Below are 18,534 nucleotides of genomic sequence, written 5' to 3'. Positions count from 1 at the left end.
CTCGCTGTCGTTGGCTTCATTAGAATGCCACCGTGGCGCTACAGACGCCTCGGCTTGGGCGAGTCCATCCAATTACATGTACATGATTGAGGAGCCATCGTTTGCCGTTCTCACGCGGCAAAGGGTGGCAGCTGTACGCAGGGTGAGAATACCGGACAGTAGGCAACCGGCCAGACCGAAGTCTGCCTACGCACAGCCACCATGGAACGGTCACGGACGAAATGACATCCATAACGAGGCTGGCACTGATGCGCTTACTGAACACGGGTTCTCACGCCCGACCGCTGATTTTGCAGCGATGGACGAAGACTAGAGACCGGTTTCGGCAAGCGCAAGGCGAAAGAATTTTCTAGGAAACTTCAGTCGATGGAAAGCGAATTGTCTGATAACCGCTTTCAGGAAAAAAGATAATCGGCTGAAAAACGCACAAACAAAAACGCCACTCTATTGAGTGGCGTTTTTGTGTATTTGGAGCGGGAAACGAGACTCGCATCTGGCGTCCTACCCATTGAAATATAAAGGTTTTTTAATATCCCCTCAGTGGGAATGGACTCATTTTTGGACTTGTTCGGAGGGCATGTCAAGAACGAGAAGAACATAAGTCCGAGTCGCGCTACCGAGTGCTTTCTACAGCCACGTGGAGAAGCAGCTATCAGGCCGTAGGTATCATTTTCCACAGGATTGCCGCGATGGTCGGAGGTGCGTCGATCAGATGTGTTCTCTCGTTTATCGTGGCGATTCAAAAACGACATCGCCCGATCGAACACCACTCCAAATATCGAATGCCGCAAAAGCGGCCTCGCCGTCTATGGACTCTTGATGACCATGGTATCGGAGCTCCCCGCACCTAACTGACAGTCAGTAACTGAAATCATGCCCCAACTCTTTCTGCATCCATTCCAGGAATCGTCTGACCCTAGGAAAGTTTGAGTGGGCCCTTGGGAAAACCAAATGGTGTGCAGTAATCGAAGCGCTCAGCTCCGGTGCTACCTCTACCAAAGCACCGCGCGCAAGATAATCCTGCGCCAGCAATGTGCTTTCCAAAGCAAAGCCAAGCCCGTGGCTGGCAGCCTCCAATGTCATGTAAGACCGGTCGAAGCTTAGAGAATAGGGTTTTTCTGGACGTGACAAGCCATGTTGTGCAAACAGCTGTGGCCACTTGATCAGCGTGGCCTCCGAAAGGATCAGATTGCTGTCCAGCAGATCCGCGACCATTCGGATCGGGTGCTTTTCCAACAGTTTCGGGGACGCCATCACCGCAATTTTTTCATCACGTATCGTTCGCACTTCGAAGCTCGGCCAATTGGGCATCCCATGGCGGATGTCGACATCGATCTTGTCTCGACTGAAGTGCAGTGATTCGTAGGAACACGAGAGGTTGAGCTGAATATCGGGATGGCTTTGGCGAAACTGCTCCAGACGCGGCATCAGCCATAACAGGCCAAAACTGGGCGACGAGTGCAATCGCAGACAATCAAGGCTGACATCACTGGCGGCGCGCTCGGTCGCCACGGCGAGACTGTGCAGGATGCCGGAAACCTCAGTGAGGTATTGCTCGCCCACCGGCGTCAGCGTCACGCCTCTGGCTGTTCTGAGAAACAACGGCCGACCGATCATCGCCTCCAGTTTGGCCAACTGGTGGCTTACCGCCGAGGGTGTCAGGTCGAGCAGTTCAGCCGCGCGAGCCACATTGCCAAAGCGAGCCGTCTGCTCAAAGGCCTGAATGGCTTTCAGGGGTGGCAGGATTGAAGGTACATCGCCAGGTGAACTCATGATTATTGTTATTCCGCTGCAAGTGGCTTGGGCCGGGCGTGCAGCTATTCAAACATCGGAACAGGTCGTTGGCGAGTGCTGAATATTTTTCAGCACCCAGTGAGATTCGCGTTATTGCTCAAGGTCACCCTGGGGAACAAGCTGAGCCATCGATTCGTTTCGGGTCGACCCAATAACAACAATCAGAGGTACCCTCCCATGCTTCTTCAAGGCAAGGTCGCGATCATCACCGGCGCAGCGTCAGCACGTGGCATTGGCCGCGCAACAGCGATCACTTTCGCCCAGCACGGCGCCCGCGTCGTGATCCTGGATCTGGATGAATCCGCCGCACGTGATGCCGCAGCTTCCCTGGGCGAAGGCCATCTCGGGCTCGCAGCCAACGTCGCTGACGAATCGCAAGTTCAGCAAGCCGTCGCCAAAATCATCAAGCAGTTCGGGCGCATCGACATTCTCGTCAATAATGCGGGTATCACTCAGCCGCTCAAGACCCTGGACATCCGCCCTTCCGATTACGACAAAGTGCTGGACGTCAGTCTGCGCGGTACCTTGCTCATGTCGCAGGCGGTGATTCCGATCATGCGTCAACAATCTCGCGGCAGCATCGTGTGCATGTCCTCGGTTTCCGCTCAACGGGGCGGCGGCATTTTTGGCGGCCCTCACTACAGCGCCGCCAAGGCGGGCGTACTCGGCTTGGCGAAGGCCATGGCACGTGAACTGGGGCCCGACAAGGTCCGCGTCAACTCCATCGCGCCGGGCTTGATCCATACCGACATCACCGGAGGCCTCATGCAGGACGAACGCCGCCACGCAATCATCGACGGTATTCCCTTGGGCCGCCTGGGTGAAGCCCAGGATGTGGCGAATGCGGCGCTGTTTCTGGCCAGCGACCTATCCTCCTACCTGACCGGCATCACCTTGGATGTGAACGGCGGCATGCTGATTCACTGAGTACACCTGGGCGGGCCTGCGCGGCCCGTGCGGTTCTGGATCGACGATGCAGCCGGGCCTTATGACCTGGCGATCAATAAAAACAAGAGATCAGACCATCATGACAACCCTGTCGCTCGAAGCGGTTTCTACCGTGCGCTCCAACGCCTACCGTAAAACCGCGTGGCGCTTGATGCCTTTTCTGATGCTGTGCTACCTGTGCGCTTACCTTGATCGGGTCAACGTCGGCTTTGCGAAGTTGCAGATGATGAACGATCTGTCGCTCAGCGAAACGGTCTACGGACTGGGCGCGGGCATGTTCTTCATTGGTTACTTCCTCTGCGAAGTACCGAGCAACATCATTCTGCACAAGGTCGGTGCGCGCATCTGGATCGCCCGCATCATGATCACCTGGGGCATCGTGTCTGCCCTGTTCGCCTTCGTCGAGACCGCCTGGCAGTTCTATGTACTGCGCTTTCTGCTCGGCATTGCCGAAGCTGGCCTGGCGCCGGGGCTGTTGCTGTATCTGACCTACTGGTTTCCGTCCTACCGTCGCGCCCGTATGACCGTGCTGTGGTTTATCGCCATTCCGCTCTCCGGGATGGTGGGCGGGCCCCTCTCCGGCTGGATCATGAACCATTTCGCCGGTATGCATGGCTGGGCTGGATGGCAGTGGATGTTTGCCCTGGAAGCCGTTCCCACTGTCGTGGTCGGATTGCTGGTGCTGAGCTACCTCAAAGACGGCGTGCATCAAGCCACCTGGCTCGACGACGAAGAGAAAGCACTCATCAGCCGGGAGCTGGCCGAGGATGAGGGCAAGAAGGTTACCCACGCCTCCCCTGGTGCATTCATCCGTGATCGGCGTCTCTGGTTGCTCGCCGCCATCTACTTCTGCGTGGTGATGGGGCAATACGCAATCACCTTCTGGCTGCCGACCCTGGTGCGTAACGCAGGGGTTTCCGATCCGCTGAAAATCGGCCTGCTGACCAGCCTGCCCTACCTCTGCGCGATTGTGGCCATGCTGTATGCCGGACGCAGTGGTGACAAACATCGCGAGCGCCGTTGGCATCTCATTGTACCGATGATCGCAGGTGCTATCGGGCTGAGCCTGGCGGCTCTAATGGGGGGAAATGTGACGCTCTCCATTCTCAGCCTTTGCCTGGCCGCTTCCGGAATTCTGTCCGCCACGTCGCTGTTCTGGATGCTACCCACCACGTTGCTGGGTGGCGTATCCGCTGCCGCAGGCATCGCGGCCGTCAACAGCTTCGCCAACCTCGCAGGCTTCTGCTCGCCTTATCTGATCGGCTGGGTCACCACCGTGACTGGTTCCAGCGCCATTGGCATGTATCTGATCACTGGCGTACTGGTCGGCGGCGCCTTGTTAGTGCTGCGCGTCCCCGCTGCCTTGGTCAACCGTTAAGTTAAAGGAGTTCACGCATGACGACTAACACATCACACCCCGGCTCTACAGACCTCGTGGACCGCGCCCACAACATTCGTCGCCACGCGCTGCGAATGGGCCAGGTTCAGGGACAGGGCTATGTCGGCCAGGCACTCGGCGCTGCCGATCTGCTGGCGGTGTCCTATTTCCACGCCCTGCGCTATCGACCAGAAGACCCGGAATGGGAAGGCAGAGATCGCTTTTATCTGTCCATCGGTCACTACGCGATTGCGCTGTATGCGGCATTGATCGAAGCCGAAATCATTCCGCTGGAAGAACTGGAAACCTACGGATCGGATGACAGCCGCCTGCCCATGTCGGGCATGGCCACCTACACCCCCGGGATGGAGATCACGGGGGGCTCACTGGGCCAGGGTTTGGGGATCGCTGTAGGCGCCTGTCTGGGCCTCAAACGCAAAGGCTCACCCTCCTTCGTCTACAACCTGTTGTCGGACGGCGAGCTGAATGAAGGCTCGACCTGGGAAGCCGTGATGTCGGCGTCGCATTGGAAGCTCGACAACCTGATTGCCATTGTCGACGTCAACAATCAGCAAGCCGATGGCTACTCAAGTGAAATCCTGTCGTTCGAACCGATCGTTGATCGGTGGCAGGCGTTTGGCTGGTTCACCCAGCGGGTCGATGGCAATGATCTGGATGCACTGGTCGTCGCATTCGACGCCGCGCGCAGCCATCCTGGAACCCAACCACGGGTCATCATCTGCGATACCCGCATGGGCAAGGGCGTGCCGTTTCTGGAAACCCGCGAAAAGACACATTTCATCCGCGTGGAAGAACACGAATGGGATCTGGCACTGAGCAACCTTGAAGAAGGAAAAAACAATGAGTAACGCCGCAAACACTCCGACTTCTACTGGCGAACCGGCCAAAAAACGCCTGACCACCTCGGCGATGATCGCGTCGATTGCCTCTGAAGGCCAAGCCACGAAATCCGCGCCTTTTGGACATGCGTTAGCCGCGCTGGCGGATCAGCGTCCGGATATCGTCGGCATGTCCGCCGACTTGTCCAAGTACACCGACCTGCACATCTTCGCCAAGGCGCATCCAGATCGCTTCTATCAAATGGGCATGGCCGAGCAACTGCTGATGAGTGCGGCAGCGGGTATGGCTCGGGAGGGCTTCGTTCCCTTCGCCACAACCTACGCGGTTTTCGCCTCCCGTCGCGCCTACGACTTCATCTGCATGGCGATTGCCGAGGAAAACCTCAACGTCAAAATCGTCTGTGGTTTGCCTGGTCTCACCACCGGCTACGGCCCGAGCCATCAGGCCACGGACGACCTGGCGATCTTCCGCGCCATGCCCAACCTGATGATCGTCGATCCGTGCGACGCGCTGGAAATCGAACAGGCAGTGCCCGCCATCGCAGCGCACCAAGGGCCGGTTTACATGCGCCTGTTACGCGGGAACGTGCCGCTGGTGCTGGATGAATACGGCTACAAATTCGAGATCGGCAAGGCCAAGACCCTTCGCACCGGCAACGATGTTTTGATCATCTCCACGGGTTTGATGACGATGCGCGCACTGGAAGCGGCCAAACAGCTGCAGGCCGACGGAATTGATGTCGCCGTGTTGCACGTGCCGACAATCAAACCACTGGATGAACAGACCATTCTTGCCGAAGCGAGAAAGACCGGTCGATTGGTAGTGACCGCAGAGAACCACTCCATTATCGGTGGGCTAGGTGAAGCCGTTGCCGGGGTATTACTGCGCAATGGGGTGACACCAACCTTCAGGCAAATCGCCTTGCCCGATGCGTTTCTGGATGCGGGTGCATTACCGACACTGCATGATCGCTACGGCATTTCGACTCAGGCTGTCAGCGCCCAAATCAAAGCCTGGCTTTGACCGCAGACACCAGCAGCACCCACAACATCAGACTCAATCGAACGGTTTGAAAACCTGAATCTGCGCCCAGATAGCGGCCTATGGAGACAGCGGTCGCTATTCATATGCGTGCAAGTCCCCTGCCCCGCGAGCATCGACACCGCAGCATCGGTTCCGAGGCCAAGCCTTTAACGGCTGGTAGCGCCCTGCAGAAAAAATTGCATAACCTGCGTCGCCATACCCACCCGGGCAACCCGCCCACGCCGTTCTGCATCGACAAATCCGTAAATGATCGAGGCAAACATCTCCGTCAACAGCTGGGCACTGATGTCGATTCGAAACACCCCTTCGTGCTGACCGCGCAGGAAGAAATTGTCCAGCGCGTCCGAATAAGGCTTCCAGCGACTGCCGCCTGCGCGTTCATCCAGCGAATCAGGCCGCCACTGGAAGGCCAGGAAAGTCAGTAGTTCACGATGGGCCAAATGGTTTTCGATCAGGCGCTGGAGGGCCTCAAGCGGCGGTGCCTCCTGCAGGTTCGCATTATCCATGACCTGATTGATCACAATAGAGCCGTAATTGAACAGCATCTCAATGAGATTGTTACGCGTGCCACAGAAGCGATTCAACGTGGCTTTGCTCACGCCTGCGGCTTCGGCGATGTCTTTGAACGTCCCTGCCGGGTGATCGACCATGGCAATCGCCAGGGCCTTCAACAGTTTCTCGTTCGCTGCGGATAAATCCATTAGGCGTTTCTTCGATTATCAGAATGACGTGCGGGCCATTGTCCAGAAATAGCCCAGCTTCTCAAGCACAACGACGAAGCTGCTCACAAAAGAACCAAATGAGTCAATATTGACTCATTTGACAAAACAAACAATCATTCGCATCTTTAGCAGCTAACGGGCCTGGCCCAGGTGAAAGATGAGTACGTCGCGCAGATGGCAAGTGGTTCCGGTACTCCCTTTATTGGCCGCATTGAGCCTGGCAGGTTGTGAACAGCCGCCGCAGGGTTGGGGCGGACCCGGGGGGCCGCGTGAAGTCGAAGCCATGACAGTTAGCAGCGAACCACTGACCCTGATCGCACAATTGCCGGGACGTGTAGAGCCGGTGCGCGTTGCTGAAGTGCGAGCACGGGTAGCGGGCATCGTGCTGGCTCGGCATTTCGAGGAAGGCGCGGATGTCAAAGCCGGTGATCTGCTGTTTCAGATCGACCCGGCGCCGTTCAAGGCCGCACTGTCGCGGGCTCAGGGCGAGCTGGCCAAGACCGATGCGGCGCTGTTCCAGGCCCAGGCGACGGTCAAGCGTTACGAACCGTTGGTCAAGATCGAGGCGGTAAGCCAGCAAGACTTCGATACCGCCAAAGCGGCCCTGCAAAGCGCCCTGGCAGCCAAGCGCTCGGCCCAGGCCGATATCGAGACCGCCAAGCTGAATCTGAGCTACTCCACGGTCAAAGCCCCTATCGCCGGGCGCATCGGCCGAGCCCTGGTCACCGAGGGTGCATTGGTCGGTCAAGGCGACGCAACCATGATGGCGCGCATCCAGCAACTGGACCCGATCTACGTCGACTTCACCCAGCCCGCGGCCGATGCATTGCGCATGCGCGCCGCCATCGAACAGGGACGCCTGGCCGGCAATACTGAAACCCCGTTGGCTCTGAATGTCGAAGGCTCAGAGCACCAGAGCCAGGGCGAGCTGCTGTTCTCCGATATCGCCGTGGACCGCGCCACCGGCCAGATCTCGCTGCGCGGGCGCTTCGCCAACCCGGGAGCAGTGCTGCTGCCGGGCATGTACGTGCGCGTCAGTGCTCCGCAAGGCCTCGACAAGGCTGCCATCCTGATACCGCAACGCGCCGTACAGCGCTCCGCGGATGGTCAGGCGCGAGTGCTGGTCATCGGCCAAGACCAGACAGTCGAAGCCCAACCGGTGAACACCGGCGCCATGCAGGACTCACGCTGGCAGATCACCAAGGGGTTGGCCGTGGGCGACCAGATCATCACCGGCGCAATGAACGGCATCAATCCTGGTGACAAAGTCATTCCCAAATCGCTGACCACCCAACAGGCCAAGGTCCAGTAAGGGCGTAGCGCTCGAGGAAACAACATGTCTCAGTTCTTTATCCGACGGCCGAATTTTGCCTGGGTCGTCGCGTTGTTCATCATGCTCGCCGGCTTGTTGGTCATCCCCTTGCTGCCGGTGGCCCAGTACCCGATCGTCGCGCCACCGCAGATCACCATTACCGCCAACTACCCGGGCGCCTCGGCGAAAGTCCTGGTGGATTCGGTCACCAGCGTCATCGAGGAAGAACTCAATGGCGCCAAGGGCCTGCTCTATTACGAGTCCACCAGCAACTCCAACGGTACCGGCGAGATCGTCGTGACCTTCGAGCCCGGGACCAGCCCACCGCTGGCCCAGGTCGACGTCCAGAACCGGATCAAGAAAGCCGAGGCCCGTCTGCCCCAAGCGGTGCTCGATCTGGGCCTGCAGGTCGAGCAAGCCAGTTCCGGCTTCCTGATGATTTACACCCTGAGTTACAAAGGCGACAGCGCAGGCAAAGACACCGTGGCCCTCGCCGACTACGCCGCGCGCAACGTCAACAATGAAATCAGTCGAGTCAAGGGTGTCGGCCGGCTGCAGTTTTTCGCCGCGGAAGCCGCCATGCGGGTCTGGATCGATCCGCAGAAGCTGATCGGTTATGGGCTGTCCATCGACGATGTGAATGCAGCGATCCGCACGCAGAACGTGCAGGTACCGGCTGGCAGTTTCGGTAGCACGCCTGGCTCGTCGCAGCAGGAGCTGACCGCGACCCTGGCGGTCAAGGGCACATTGGACAACCCGGAGGAGTTCGGCCGTATCGTCCTGCGGGCTAAAGAAGACGGCTCGACTGTGCGCCTGGCCGACGTCGCGCGTATCGCCGTGGGCAGTCAAAGCTACAACTTCGAGTCGCGCCTCAACGGCAAGCCTGCAGTTGCCGCCGCAGTGCAACTTGCCCCCGGCGCCAATGCCATTGCAACGGTGGCGGCGATCAAGCAACGCCTGAACGAACTCTCAGTCAACCTGCCCAGCGATGCCGAGTTCTCCGTTCCCTACGACACCTCGCGCTTCGTCGACGTGGCCATCGACAAGGTGATCTACACCCTGATCGAAGCCATGGCCCTGGTGTTCCTGGTGATGTTCCTGTTTCTGCAGAATATCCGCTACACGCTGATTCCCGGCATCGTGGTGCCGGTCTGCCTGATGGGTACCCTGACCTTCATGTACCTGCTGGGTTTCTCGGTGAACATGATGACCATGTTCGGCATGGTGCTGGCCATCGGCATCCTGGTGGACGACGCCATCGTGGTCGTGGAGAACGTCGAGCGGATCATGGCCGAGGAAGGACTCAGCCCCGCGGCGGCAACCGTCAAGGCGATGGGCCAGGTGTCGGGTGCCATCGTCGGCATCACCCTGGTCCTGTCGGCAGTGTTCATGCCGCTGGCCTTTATGTCCGGGTCGGTAGGTGTGATCTATCAGCAGTTTTCATTATCGCTGGCAGTGTCCATTCTGTTTTCGGGTTTCCTGGCCCTCACCTTCACCCCGGCGCTGTGCGCCACTCTGCTCAAACCCGTCCCGGCCGGGCATCACGAAAAACGCGGTTTCTTCGGCGCGTTCAACCGTGGCTTCAATCGCCTCACGCAGCGCTATGAGCGGCTCAACACCACGCTGGTCAAACGCACCGGGCGCTACATGTTGATCTATGCGGGCATCGTCGCCCTGCTGGGCTTTTTCTACCTGCGCCTGCCCGAGTCTTTCGTCCCCGTCGAGGACCAGGGTTACCTGATTATCGATGTCCAGCTCCCTCCTGGGGCCACCCGTAACCGCACTGACCAGACGGCCCGAGAACTGGAACGCTACATGATGTCCCGGGACACCACAGCCTCGATGACCATGTTGCTGGGTTTCAGTTTTTCCGGCCAGGGCGAAAACGCCGGCATCGCCTTCCCGACGTTGAAAGATTGGTCGGAGCGCGGCAAGGGGCAGTCAGCGGCGGACGAGGCGGCAGCCTTCAACCAACGGTTTGCCAGCCTGAATGACGGCACCGTCATGGCCGTGAGCCCGCCGCCGATTGAGGGCATGGGCACTTCCGGCGGCTTCGCCCTGCGCCTGCAAGACCGCGCTGGATTTGGCCGAGAAGCCCTGTTGGCAGCGCGTGACCAGTTGCTGGGCAAGGCCAACGGCAATCCGAAGATTCTCTACACGCTGATGGAAGGTCTGGCTGAAGCACCGCAGCTGCGCCTGGATATCGATCGGGAGAAGGCCCGAGCGCTAGGGGTGAGTTTCGATTCGATCAACAACGCTCTGTCAACGGCGTTCGGCTCCACGGTGATCAATGACTTCGCCAATGCCGGCCGCCTGCAACGCGTGGTGGTGCAAGCCGAACAGGCCGCCCGCATGACACCCGAAAGCGTGCTCACGCTGTATGTCCCCAACGACAGCAACGCCTTGGTGCCGCTGAGCGCGTTTGTTTCTACCCGTTGGGAGGAAGGCGCGGTACAGATCGCCCGCTACAACGGCTACCCGGCCATCAAGATCGCCGGGGATGCGGCGCACGGCGTCAGCACCGGCGAAGCCATGGTCGAACTGGAACGCCTGGCCGCCGAACTTCCACCCGGCATAGGTTACGAATGGACCGGCCTGTCCTATCAGGAGAAAGTCGCCAGCGGCCAGGCCTTGACGGTCTTCGCCCTGGCCTTCCTGGTGGTGTTTCTGTTGCTGGTCGCGCTCTATGAGAGTTGGGCCATCCCGTTGACGGTGATGCTGATCGTACCGATAGGTGCGCTGGGCGCCGTGCTGGCCGTGACTGCCGCCGGCATGCCCAATGACGTCTATTTCAAGGTCGGCCTGATCACCATCATCGGCCTGGCGGCGAAAAACGCGATCCTGATTGTCGAGTTCGCCAAAGAACTGTGGGAGCAAGGCGTGCCCGTACGCGAGGCGGCTATTCAGGCTGCACGCCTGCGCTTTCGCCCCATCGTGATGACCTCCATGGCCTTCATCCTCGGCGTCGTGCCGCTGACCCTGGCCACCGGAGCCGGCGCTGCCAGTCAGCGGGCCATTGGCACCGGGGTGATTGGCGGCATGCTCAGCGCCACCCTGTTGGGGGTGATCTTTGTGCCGGTGTTCTTCGTCTGGGTGCTGTCTTGGCTGCAACGCAAACCTCAACCATCAGCCTATGGCGAAATCCAGGCTACGTCCCGGACCACGGAGTAACCCCCATGCACTCGAATAACCTCCGTTGGTCCACCGTAGCGACACTGAGTGTCGTGCTGGGGGGCTGCTCGCTGGCCCCCGACTACCATCGGCCCGCATCGCCGGTGGCTATGCAATGGAGCGACGCGTCACAGCAAAAACCCGGCACCGCCGTCGTCGATGCCGATGCCTTGAACTGGCAAGCCTTTATTATCGACCCGCAGCTGCGCCGGCTGGTGGCTGCCGCCCTGGACAATAACCGCAGTCTGCGCCAGGCGCTGCTGTACATCGACGCCGCGCGCGCCCAATACCGGATCCAGCGCGCCGACCGCGTGCCGTCACTCAACGCCACCGCCAGCGGCAATCGCCAGCGCCTGCCCGGTGATCTTTCCACCACAGACAATCCGCAGGTCAACAGCACCTACCAGGTCGGCCTCGGGATGAGCGAGTTCGAGCTCGATCTGTTCGGTCGAGTGCGCAACCTGTCCGACGCGGCGCTGGAACAGTACCTCGCGACCGCAGAAGCTACACGCGGCACACAGATCGCCCTGGTGGCCGAAGTCACCCAGGCCTACTTGACCCGTGACGGCGCACAACGGCGCCTGGCACTTACCCGACAGACCCTGGAGACGCGCATGGCCTCGCTGGAACTGGTGACCCAGCGACGCAAGGCCGGCACCGCCACTGCACTGGATTATCAAGAGGCCCTGGGGCTGACCGAACAGGCCCGGGCCGAACTGGAGAGCACCGATCGAGAGCTGCGCCAGGCCGGGCATGCCCTGCAACTGTTGATCGGGACCCAGGATGCAGCGAGTTACCTTCCCGCCAGACCGCAGGATGAGCTGTTGGTGGTGCAGGACATTGAACCCGGCACCTCGTCGACGCTGATCGAACGGCGCCCGGATATCCTCGCCAGCGAACACCGACTCAGGGCGCGCAATGCCGACATCGGTGCTGCCAGGGCGGCGTTCTTCCCGCGCCTGTCACTGACCGGCTCGTTCGGTAGTTCCAGCAAGGAGTTGTCCGGCCTGTTCGACGGCGGCTCGAATGCCTGGACCTTTGCCCCGAGCCTGTCACTGCCGATCTTCGCCGGCGGGCGTAACCGCGCCGGTCTGGACCTGGCCAAGGTGCGCAAGGATTCGGCAGTGGCCAACTACGAAGGCACTATCCAGAACGCTTTCCGCGAGGTCGCCGACAGCCTCGCCGCCACCGACACGCTGCGCCGCGAGGAAGTCGCCCGCCAGGCACTGGCCGATTCCAGCCAAGAGGCACTGAAACTAGCCAAGGCCCGCTACGAAGGGGGAGTGGATACCCATCTGCGCTACCTGGATGCCCAGCGCAGTGCCTTCAGCGATCAATCCACGCTGATCCAGGTCAGCACCGAACGGCAGATCGCACTGACCAGCCTGTTCAAAAGCCTGGGCGGTGGATGGCGAGCTGATGCAGCCGAAAATCGCAATCAATAACTGAGCCCGGCCACTTATCGTCAACCACCCCCAGGAGGGTCAATGCACACTGAAAGTGATTATCTGAAGATCGGTCCCGGCGAGCTCGACGCAACTTCTCTAGCGGAGTTGATCCAGGGGCAGTCCTTGCCCCTCTGGTTCACCGGCGTCGACTTCAGCGGTCAGGATCTGTCGCGGGTCAATCTGCAAGGCGCACGCTTCGAGCGCTGTCTCTTCTCAGGCAGCAATCTGACCGCGGCAAAGCTCGATAATACCGAGTGGCTGAATTGCCGAGCAGCGCAAGCAATGTTTCGCTCGGCAACCTTGGTAGACGCCAAGTTCATCAGTTCCGATCTGAACAATACCCAGTGGCAGCACAGCAAGCTGGCTCACGCCTCCTTTGACGGCTGCAAGCTGACGGGCGCCAATTTCATTGACACCTCAACCCTGGGTTTAAGTTTTTCCGACTGCGTGCTGCGCAGCGCCTGCCTGTCCGGCCTTTCATTCTACAAATCGCAACTGCGAGGCCTCGACTTTGCCGACGCCGATCTGAGTTACTGCGACTTTCGTCATGCCGTCTTTCTTGAGGGGGGAAGCTTGTCGCTGGCTCGGGTCAATAATGCTCGCTTTGACCAGGCTGATTTGCGGGAGGCGAGTCTGGATGGACTGCGCCTTGTCGATGCGAAGATGTTCAAGGGCGCGATTATCTCCAAAAGCCAGGCGGCGATGCTGCTATCAGGTTTAGGCCTGACAGTGTTGTAGCGTGGCTCTGTCGTTTACATTGCTCATAGGAATTGAGCCGCTGGCAACCCACAGTCAGGCGGCGATCGAATTGTTCGAGCGTCAGGGTTTCCAAAACACCAAAGAACAGATCGCCAACCAGACCGGGGTCTTGGTGTCCGAGGTCTTCAAGTACTTCGGCAACAAGCAGGAAATCATGCTGGACATCCTGCGCGATGCCGACAAACTTGCACTCCAAGACCTTCGAAACCCTATCCAGTCAATGGACAATTCTAGTTATTAGTTAGCCGTTGAAATTCCACAACATTCTCGGCTGTGATAAGGCGATAGGGAATAAACACACTTCGTTCAACTGCTTTTTTATCAATCATTTTTATGGCAGCCTCCAGAGCACCTTCTGATTGACCTCTAGCATCCTGGAATACGGATACCGTCATAAGGCCTCGTTGAATCGCGGCCAACCCGTCGGAAGTACCGTCAACCCCTCCAACAAAAACTTCCTTTATGCCTGATTGACGTAGTGCCATAGCCGCCCCAATCGCCATTTCATCGTTATTTGATAAAATCGCGTCAATTTTTTTACCGGCCACCAACCAATTATTTGTAATATCCATACCTTTTTCACGGAGCCAGGAACCGCTCTGTTCCTCGACTACATTAATATTCGGATACTTGGCAAGGACCTCCTTAAAACCAGCCGTACGACTGTGAGTCGCATTGTTGGCCAAGTCCCCCAACAAAATGGCCACTCGACCTTTGCCTTCCAGCTTCTGAACCAAGAATTGCGCTTGCATTCTCCCAGACTCCTTGTCATCAGAGGTCACCGTTACTACGCCGTCAGGCAGCTTAGGCTTATCGGGTCTCCGGTTAAGGTAAATCAAAGGAATTCCTGCTTTGACGGCCGATTCAGTAATGGCGTCCGTGGCACCGGTATCCACCGGATTGACTATGACGGCATCGACTTTCTGGCTAATGAAGCTCTGAACCTGGTTTAATTGTTTGACCACGTCATTCCGTGCATCTTCAAACTGTAGATCTACCCCTTCCTTTTGGGCCCGACTGCTTAAATAATTTCGCAAGGCCGTAAGATAAGTATCATCAAATGTCGGCATACTTACACCGATCTTGAGTTCAGCCAGCACAGAGGTACTCATCAGAAGCAACATCGCAGAAGCCAGCACGCGAGACTTGATATGCATATTTAAAACTCCTTTTTATTGTAGGTATTGGTGCGTCATCAAAAAGATCAGCGGTCAATAAAGATTCCGGCTTCGAGCAACGCCTCGTCCCAGCGGTTACTGATCTCCAGGCCATCGGCGTCCGTCACGGCATAAGGCGGTGACCCCAGCTCACAGGTAAAGGACAAGCTGGCTGGGGTGTCCGACCGTTTCAGCCAATCCTCGATCCCATAGCGCCACCCACCCAGAAAAAGCGCCAGCCAAGGTCAATGCTGGGCAAATTTCCACTGCGCGGGCAGCCTTGAGGCCGGTCAGGCGATAGTCACGGGTGCAGGCCGGGAGGCACGGGCAAAGGTCGCGCTTGGTTCGGGCATCTTCTTATTCTCCGCAAGCAGGGTGATTTCAGGCGTTTGCCTGGATGTGGGATCACATCACCGTAGGAAAATATAGGGCGCAGGGAAGTGCTCCTCAATCCCTTGCACTCATTCCCTATCAAGCTATCATCCGGTTCCTCTAGCGCTTGATGGTTTTCTATCAAGGCGCTCCTGAAGCACGCCAGCGCATCCGCGAACGACGTCCCAGCTACCGTTTCGGCATTTTTCTACTTGGCACTGACCAGGCTTTCTAGGGCAACCAGGACAATCACGAGGTGAGACGCACCATGGCTGGCGCTTGGCACAGGCACTGATCGAACTGATGGTAGAACTGCAAATCCGCCCGGACTTCGATCCGTTTCGCCAGCGAATCCATGTGCCGCTGCTGATCATCACATCAGAGAACGCTCGAAGCTGATTGGCCTTTTTCAAATGGCTGCATCAAATCCGGAACTGCCCCACCAGCAGGCCCAACCGCTGTCCGAGGCCCGCCAGGCTGCGAGAGGTCTGGGCGCCCAGTTGAGTCTCATCGGCCACACTGTCTACCGCCACCGCGATTTGTTGCACACTGCGGTTGATCTCCTCAGCCACGGCCGTTTGTTCTTCCGCGGCGCTGGCAATCTGTGCGTTCATCGAATTGATGGTACCGATCAGTTGCGCCATGGTGTCCAACGAGACACCAGCCTCATTGGCCTGAGCCGACGTACCGTCACCGGCATCGCTGGAGCGGCGCATGGCTTCCACCGCCTTACTCGTCCCCTGCTGCAAACGATCGATCATGCCCTGGATTTCCTGGGTACTCTGCTGGGTTCGGCTGGCCAGCGCCCGAACCTCGTCGGCCACCACCGCGAAACCACGCCCGGCCTCACCGGCCCGGGCGGCTTCGATGGCCGCGTTGAGCGCCAGCAGGTTAGTCTGCTCGGCGATTGAGCGGATCACATCCAGTACGCTGACAATTGACGAAACATCCTTCTGCAAACTGTCCAGTGAAGTACCGCTGGTGCGGATATCGCTGACCAGGGCATGAATCTGCCGGATGCTGCCGTCCACCACCCGCTTGGCGGTCTGACCCTCTTCGTCGGTCTGCTGGGCAGCCAACGCAGCGCTCTGGGCACTGCGAGCCACTTCCTGCGCCGCCGAGGACATCTCATTGATGGCGGTGGCCACTTGATCGGTCTCATGGCGCTGACGCTCCATGGCCTGATCCGAGCGCTGAGCCTGATCGGACACCTGACCCACCAGTCCGGTCAGTTGCGTGGTCATCTCTGTGATCTGACGAACCAGGCCATGGATCTTGTCGACAAAGCGATTGAACGAACCTGCCAGTTCGCCCAGCTCATCCTGGCTGGTGATCACCAGACGGCGGGTCAGATCACCCTCGCCCGCCGCAATGTCATCCAGATTGGCTTTCATCAGGTTCAGTGGCCGCAGCATGTTATTGGCCATCAGCATGCCCACAGCCGCAATCACCACCAGCAGCACGACCGCGACGCCCAGAATGCTCAGCAGCACGTCCTGCATACGCTCGTGTACCTCGGCGTCAACCACTGCCACCTGGGCATCGATACCGTCGATATTGACCGACGAGCCAATAATCATGTCCCATTTAGGCAAGTACTCGCTGTAGCCCAATTTCGGTACCCGCACATCGCTGCCCGGCTGTGCGGCGTCGTACTCCACATAATGACTGCCGTCTTTGGCAGCTCTCACCAGCTCACGGTTGACGTACACGCCGTTGGCGTCGTGGTTGTCCTTGAAGCTTTTGCCCACACCGTCCGGGTTGTTGCCTTTGAACAAGCGAATGGTCTCGGAGTCGAAACCGAAAAAGTAACCGTCCTGGCCATAAGTGATGTTTGACAGCAGTTTGATCACCTCGGCGCGAGCGGCCTGGTCACCCGAGGTGGCAGCGTCGTACAGCGGTTTGATCGTGGTAAGAGCCACTTCGACGTAACTCTTCAATGTCAACCTGGCGTCTCCAAGAAGGCGTTGCCGAGTCTCTTCGACCTCTTTTTTCGCCTGCTGCTGGAGCATCAGAACTGTCGTCAGACTGATCACCAGCGCAAACAGTAAAACCGGTAACACCGCGATGGACAGGACTTTAGCCTTCAGACTTAGGCGCATAGGACACTCACTCTTTGTTTTCGTTAGGGTGATAGATCGTTAAAGACAGGTCGGATCAAAAGCGATAGCTCCCCCTGTCATCCTGGGGTAGTCACGCAGGTCAAAAGGTTCGCTATTTCGTCGTCAAGTCTCTTTGACGATGACCCGCAAGATGCAGGTCAACACAGTGGCCAGACACAACATGCCCGCCATGCCCAACAGGCCGGCATTGAAGGAATGGGTAACGTCCTTCAGCCAGCCGACACCATAAGGTCCCACCAGGCCGCCGAGGCTGCCAACCGCATTGATAAAGGCAATGCCGCCGGCGGCCGCCTCCTTACTCAGGAAAGTGGCAGGAATGCTGTAAAAACAGGTGCGCACCGAACTCAGCCCGATCAGAGCGACGGTCAGACCAATCAAGGCCGGCAGTAAATCACTGTAGATAACCGAAAAAAGGAACCCTGCGGCGCCGACCCCGCAGGTAATGGCTAAATGTTTGATATAGCGCCGCTTGCGTGCCAACACCTTGGCCCAAAGCAACATGGCGATGCTGGCCACCAGATAAGGAACGGAGGAGACGAAGCCAATCTGCATCGTGCTCAAGTCGTGACTTTTCAGGATCTGCGGCAACCAGACGCCGATGCCCAATATGCCGATGATGTAACTGAACAGGATGGCCGCCAATAGCCAGACGCGCACGTCCTTGAGCGACTGGCGAAAGTTCAGACTGCTGCGCTGCTGATGCTCGGCATCGAGCGCTGCCTGCAACACAATCCGCTCTTGCGGGGTGAGCCATTGAGCCTCAGAGGGACGGTCGGACAGGACTTTCAAACACAGCACACCCAGGACACAAGCCGGCAAGCCTTGCAGCACCAGAAGCCATTGCCACCCAGCCACGTTCAGCCAGCCATCCATTGCCAGCATGGCCACCGATAAGGGCCCGCCCAAAACGGACGACATGGGAATCGCAAACAGAAACCAGGCCATCATCCGGGTGCGGTAATGAGCAGGGAACCACAGCGACAGGAAAAAGATAACGCCGGGAAAGAAGCCCGCCTCCGCGATACCGGCCAGCAGACGAATCACGGCATAGCTGATCGGCCCTTGGGCAAACGCCGTGGCGGCCGCGCAAAGCCCCCAGGTGATCATGATCCGCGCCATCCAACGGCGCGCCCCGAACCGATACAGCGCCAGGTTGCTGGGCACTTCGAACAGGCAGTAACCGATGTAGAAAATGCCGGCGGCAAAACCGAACTGAGAGGCACTCAAGCCCAAATCCTGATTCATCGTCAGGGCGGCAAAACCGATGTTAGTGCGATCCAGGTAGTTGACGAAATAGGCGATGGCCAACAGTGGGATCAATCGTATTGCCGCCTTGCGGCAAGCACTCGACTCCACGTCGCTGCACAGGCGGTCCTGCGGGCTGGTCATTGTTGTCATGAGTCTTCCGTTATTATTTTTTGAGATTCGACGCGGCCGAGCATATG

General features: G+C 58.5%; 14 protein-coding genes and 2 pseudogenes. 10 read left to right on the top strand and 6 right to left on the bottom strand.

Annotated features, from left to right (window positions below; all coding sequences use genetic code 11):
- Positions 1–858: 858 nt before the first annotated feature.
- The gene (locus tag AC07VG_RS33040; protein ID WP_495022529.1) at positions 859–1,773 is read right to left on the bottom strand and encodes a LysR substrate-binding domain-containing protein; all 915 of its coding nucleotides are present in this window, start codon (positions 1,771–1,773) and stop codon (positions 859–861) included.
- A 198-nt stretch (positions 1,774–1,971) separates the two neighbouring features.
- Between AC07VG_RS33040 and AC07VG_RS33035 the strand changes: the two genes are divergently transcribed.
- From AC07VG_RS33035 to AC07VG_RS33020, 4 genes are all read left to right on the top strand, one after another.
- Positions 1,972–2,721, top strand: a complete 750-nt coding sequence (locus AC07VG_RS33035) for an SDR family NAD(P)-dependent oxidoreductase (RefSeq protein WP_495022528.1) — start codon at positions 1,972–1,974, stop codon at positions 2,719–2,721.
- Between the two features lie 100 nt (positions 2,722–2,821).
- A complete protein-coding gene (locus tag AC07VG_RS33030) occupies positions 2,822–4,120 on the top strand; it encodes an MFS transporter (protein ID WP_495022530.1) in 1,299 nt (432 codons plus the stop codon).
- 17 nt (positions 4,121–4,137) lie between these two features.
- The gene (locus AC07VG_RS33025; protein WP_495022527.1) at positions 4,138–4,989 is read left to right on the top strand and encodes a transketolase; all 852 of its coding nucleotides are present in this window, start codon (positions 4,138–4,140) and stop codon (positions 4,987–4,989) included.
- Positions 4,982–6,004 (top strand): transketolase family protein, encoded by a 1,023-nt coding sequence (locus AC07VG_RS33020; RefSeq protein WP_495001931.1) that lies wholly within the window; start codon positions 4,982–4,984, stop codon positions 6,002–6,004. Before AC07VG_RS33025 ends, AC07VG_RS33020 begins: the two co-directional genes overlap by 8 nt.
- A 167-nt stretch (positions 6,005–6,171) precedes the next feature.
- Here AC07VG_RS33020 and AC07VG_RS33015 read toward each other — a convergent pair whose 3' ends face one another.
- Positions 6,172–6,726: a TetR/AcrR family transcriptional regulator gene (locus AC07VG_RS33015; protein WP_495022526.1), complete on the bottom strand. Its 555-nt coding sequence runs from the start codon at positions 6,724–6,726 to the stop codon at positions 6,172–6,174.
- A 178-nt stretch (positions 6,727–6,904) separates the two neighbouring features.
- Here AC07VG_RS33015 and AC07VG_RS33010 point away from each other — a divergent pair, with 178 nt between their 5' ends.
- From AC07VG_RS33010 to AC07VG_RS32990, 5 genes are read left to right on the top strand one after another with little or no spacing between them, the layout of a single operon-like run.
- Positions 6,905–8,059 carry an efflux RND transporter periplasmic adaptor subunit gene (locus AC07VG_RS33010; RefSeq protein ID WP_495022525.1) on the top strand — a complete coding sequence of 385 codons (1,155 nt, stop codon included), beginning with the start codon at positions 6,905–6,907 and terminating at the stop codon, positions 8,057–8,059.
- A gap of 24 nt (positions 8,060–8,083) precedes the next feature.
- Positions 8,084–11,230, top strand: coding sequence for a multidrug efflux RND transporter permease subunit (locus AC07VG_RS33005; protein ID WP_495022524.1), 3,147 nt, complete (start codon positions 8,084–8,086; stop codon positions 11,228–11,230).
- 5 nt (positions 11,231–11,235) lie between these two features.
- The gene (locus AC07VG_RS33000; protein WP_495022523.1) at positions 11,236–12,675 is read left to right on the top strand and encodes an efflux transporter outer membrane subunit; all 1,440 of its coding nucleotides are present in this window, start codon (positions 11,236–11,238) and stop codon (positions 12,673–12,675) included.
- A 42-nt stretch (positions 12,676–12,717) separates the two neighbouring features.
- Positions 12,718–13,416, top strand: coding sequence for a pentapeptide repeat-containing protein (locus AC07VG_RS32995; protein WP_495022522.1), 699 nt, complete (start codon positions 12,718–12,720; stop codon positions 13,414–13,416).
- Between the two features lies 1 nt (position 13,417).
- Positions 13,418–13,678, top strand: a complete 261-nt coding sequence (locus AC07VG_RS32990; protein ID WP_495022521.1) for a TetR/AcrR family transcriptional regulator — start codon at positions 13,418–13,420, stop codon at positions 13,676–13,678.
- On the opposite strand, the gene AC07VG_RS32985 is transcribed toward AC07VG_RS32990, so the two are convergent.
- Positions 13,668–14,594: a sugar ABC transporter substrate-binding protein gene (locus tag AC07VG_RS32985; RefSeq protein WP_495022520.1), complete on the bottom strand. Its 927-nt coding sequence runs from the start codon at positions 14,592–14,594 to the stop codon at positions 13,668–13,670. The two genes, AC07VG_RS32990 and AC07VG_RS32985, sit on opposite strands and share 11 nt — an antisense overlap.
- Positions 14,595–14,641: 47 nt before the next feature.
- A pseudogene (locus AC07VG_RS32980) lies at positions 14,642–14,839 on the bottom strand (hypothetical protein); the annotation flags it as partial.
- A 406-nt stretch (positions 14,840–15,245) separates the two neighbouring features.
- Here AC07VG_RS32980 and AC07VG_RS32975 point away from each other — a divergent pair.
- A pseudogene (locus AC07VG_RS32975) lies at positions 15,246–15,365 on the top strand (LacI family transcriptional regulator); the annotation flags it as partial.
- Between the two features lie 23 nt (positions 15,366–15,388).
- Here the strand turns inward: AC07VG_RS32975 and ctpM are convergent.
- Together ctpM and AC07VG_RS32965 are read right to left on the bottom strand one after the other, a co-directional pair.
- Complete coding sequence (gene ctpM, locus AC07VG_RS32970) at positions 15,389–17,068, bottom strand: methyl-accepting chemotaxis protein CtpM (RefSeq protein ID WP_495022519.1); 1,680 nt, start codon at positions 17,066–17,068, stop codon at positions 15,389–15,391.
- Positions 17,069–17,191: 123 nt separating this feature from the next.
- A complete protein-coding gene (locus AC07VG_RS32965; protein WP_495022518.1) occupies positions 17,192–18,487 on the bottom strand; it encodes an MFS transporter in 1,296 nt (431 codons plus the stop codon).
- Positions 18,488–18,534: the final 47 nt, after the last annotated feature.

The sequence above is a fragment of the Pseudomonas sp. GW821-FHT03C07 genome (assembly GCF_059420925.1).
The sequence above is the reverse complement of the archived record's forward strand: the minus strand, read 5'-3'. Positions and strand labels throughout refer to the sequence as shown.

What these genes read in the sequence shown, in the direction of transcription:
- AC07VG_RS33030 (WP_495022530.1), top strand. Translation starts at nt 2,822, where the DNA reads ATGACAACCCTGTCGCTCGAAGCGGTTTCTACCGTGCGCTCCAACGCC.
- AC07VG_RS33015 (WP_495022526.1), bottom strand. Translation starts at nt 6,726, where the DNA reads ATGGATTTATCCGCAGCGAACGAGAAACTGTTGAAGGCCCTGGCGATT.
- AC07VG_RS33010 (WP_495022525.1), top strand. Translation starts at nt 6,905, where the DNA reads ATGAGTACGTCGCGCAGATGGCAAGTGGTTCCGGTACTCCCTTTATTG.
- AC07VG_RS33020 (WP_495001931.1), top strand. Translation starts at nt 4,982, where the DNA reads ATGAGTAACGCCGCAAACACTCCGACTTCTACTGGCGAACCGGCCAAA.
- AC07VG_RS33005 (WP_495022524.1), top strand. Translation starts at nt 8,084, where the DNA reads ATGTCTCAGTTCTTTATCCGACGGCCGAATTTTGCCTGGGTCGTCGCG.
- AC07VG_RS33000 (WP_495022523.1), top strand. Translation starts at nt 11,236, where the DNA reads ATGCACTCGAATAACCTCCGTTGGTCCACCGTAGCGACACTGAGTGTC.
- AC07VG_RS32965 (WP_495022518.1), bottom strand. Translation starts at nt 18,487, where the DNA reads ATGACAACAATGACCAGCCCGCAGGACCGCCTGTGCAGCGACGTGGAG.
- AC07VG_RS33040 (WP_495022529.1), bottom strand. Translation starts at nt 1,773, where the DNA reads ATGAGTTCACCTGGCGATGTACCTTCAATCCTGCCACCCCTGAAAGCC.
- ctpM (WP_495022519.1), bottom strand. Translation starts at nt 17,068, where the DNA reads ATGCGCCTAAGTCTGAAGGCTAAAGTCCTGTCCATCGCGGTGTTACCG.
- AC07VG_RS33025 (WP_495022527.1), top strand. Translation starts at nt 4,138, where the DNA reads ATGACGACTAACACATCACACCCCGGCTCTACAGACCTCGTGGACCGC.
- AC07VG_RS32995 (WP_495022522.1), top strand. Translation starts at nt 12,718, where the DNA reads ATGCACACTGAAAGTGATTATCTGAAGATCGGTCCCGGCGAGCTCGAC.
- AC07VG_RS33035 (WP_495022528.1), top strand. Translation starts at nt 1,972, where the DNA reads ATGCTTCTTCAAGGCAAGGTCGCGATCATCACCGGCGCAGCGTCAGCA.
- AC07VG_RS32985 (WP_495022520.1), bottom strand. Translation starts at nt 14,594, where the DNA reads ATGCATATCAAGTCTCGCGTGCTGGCTTCTGCGATGTTGCTTCTGATG.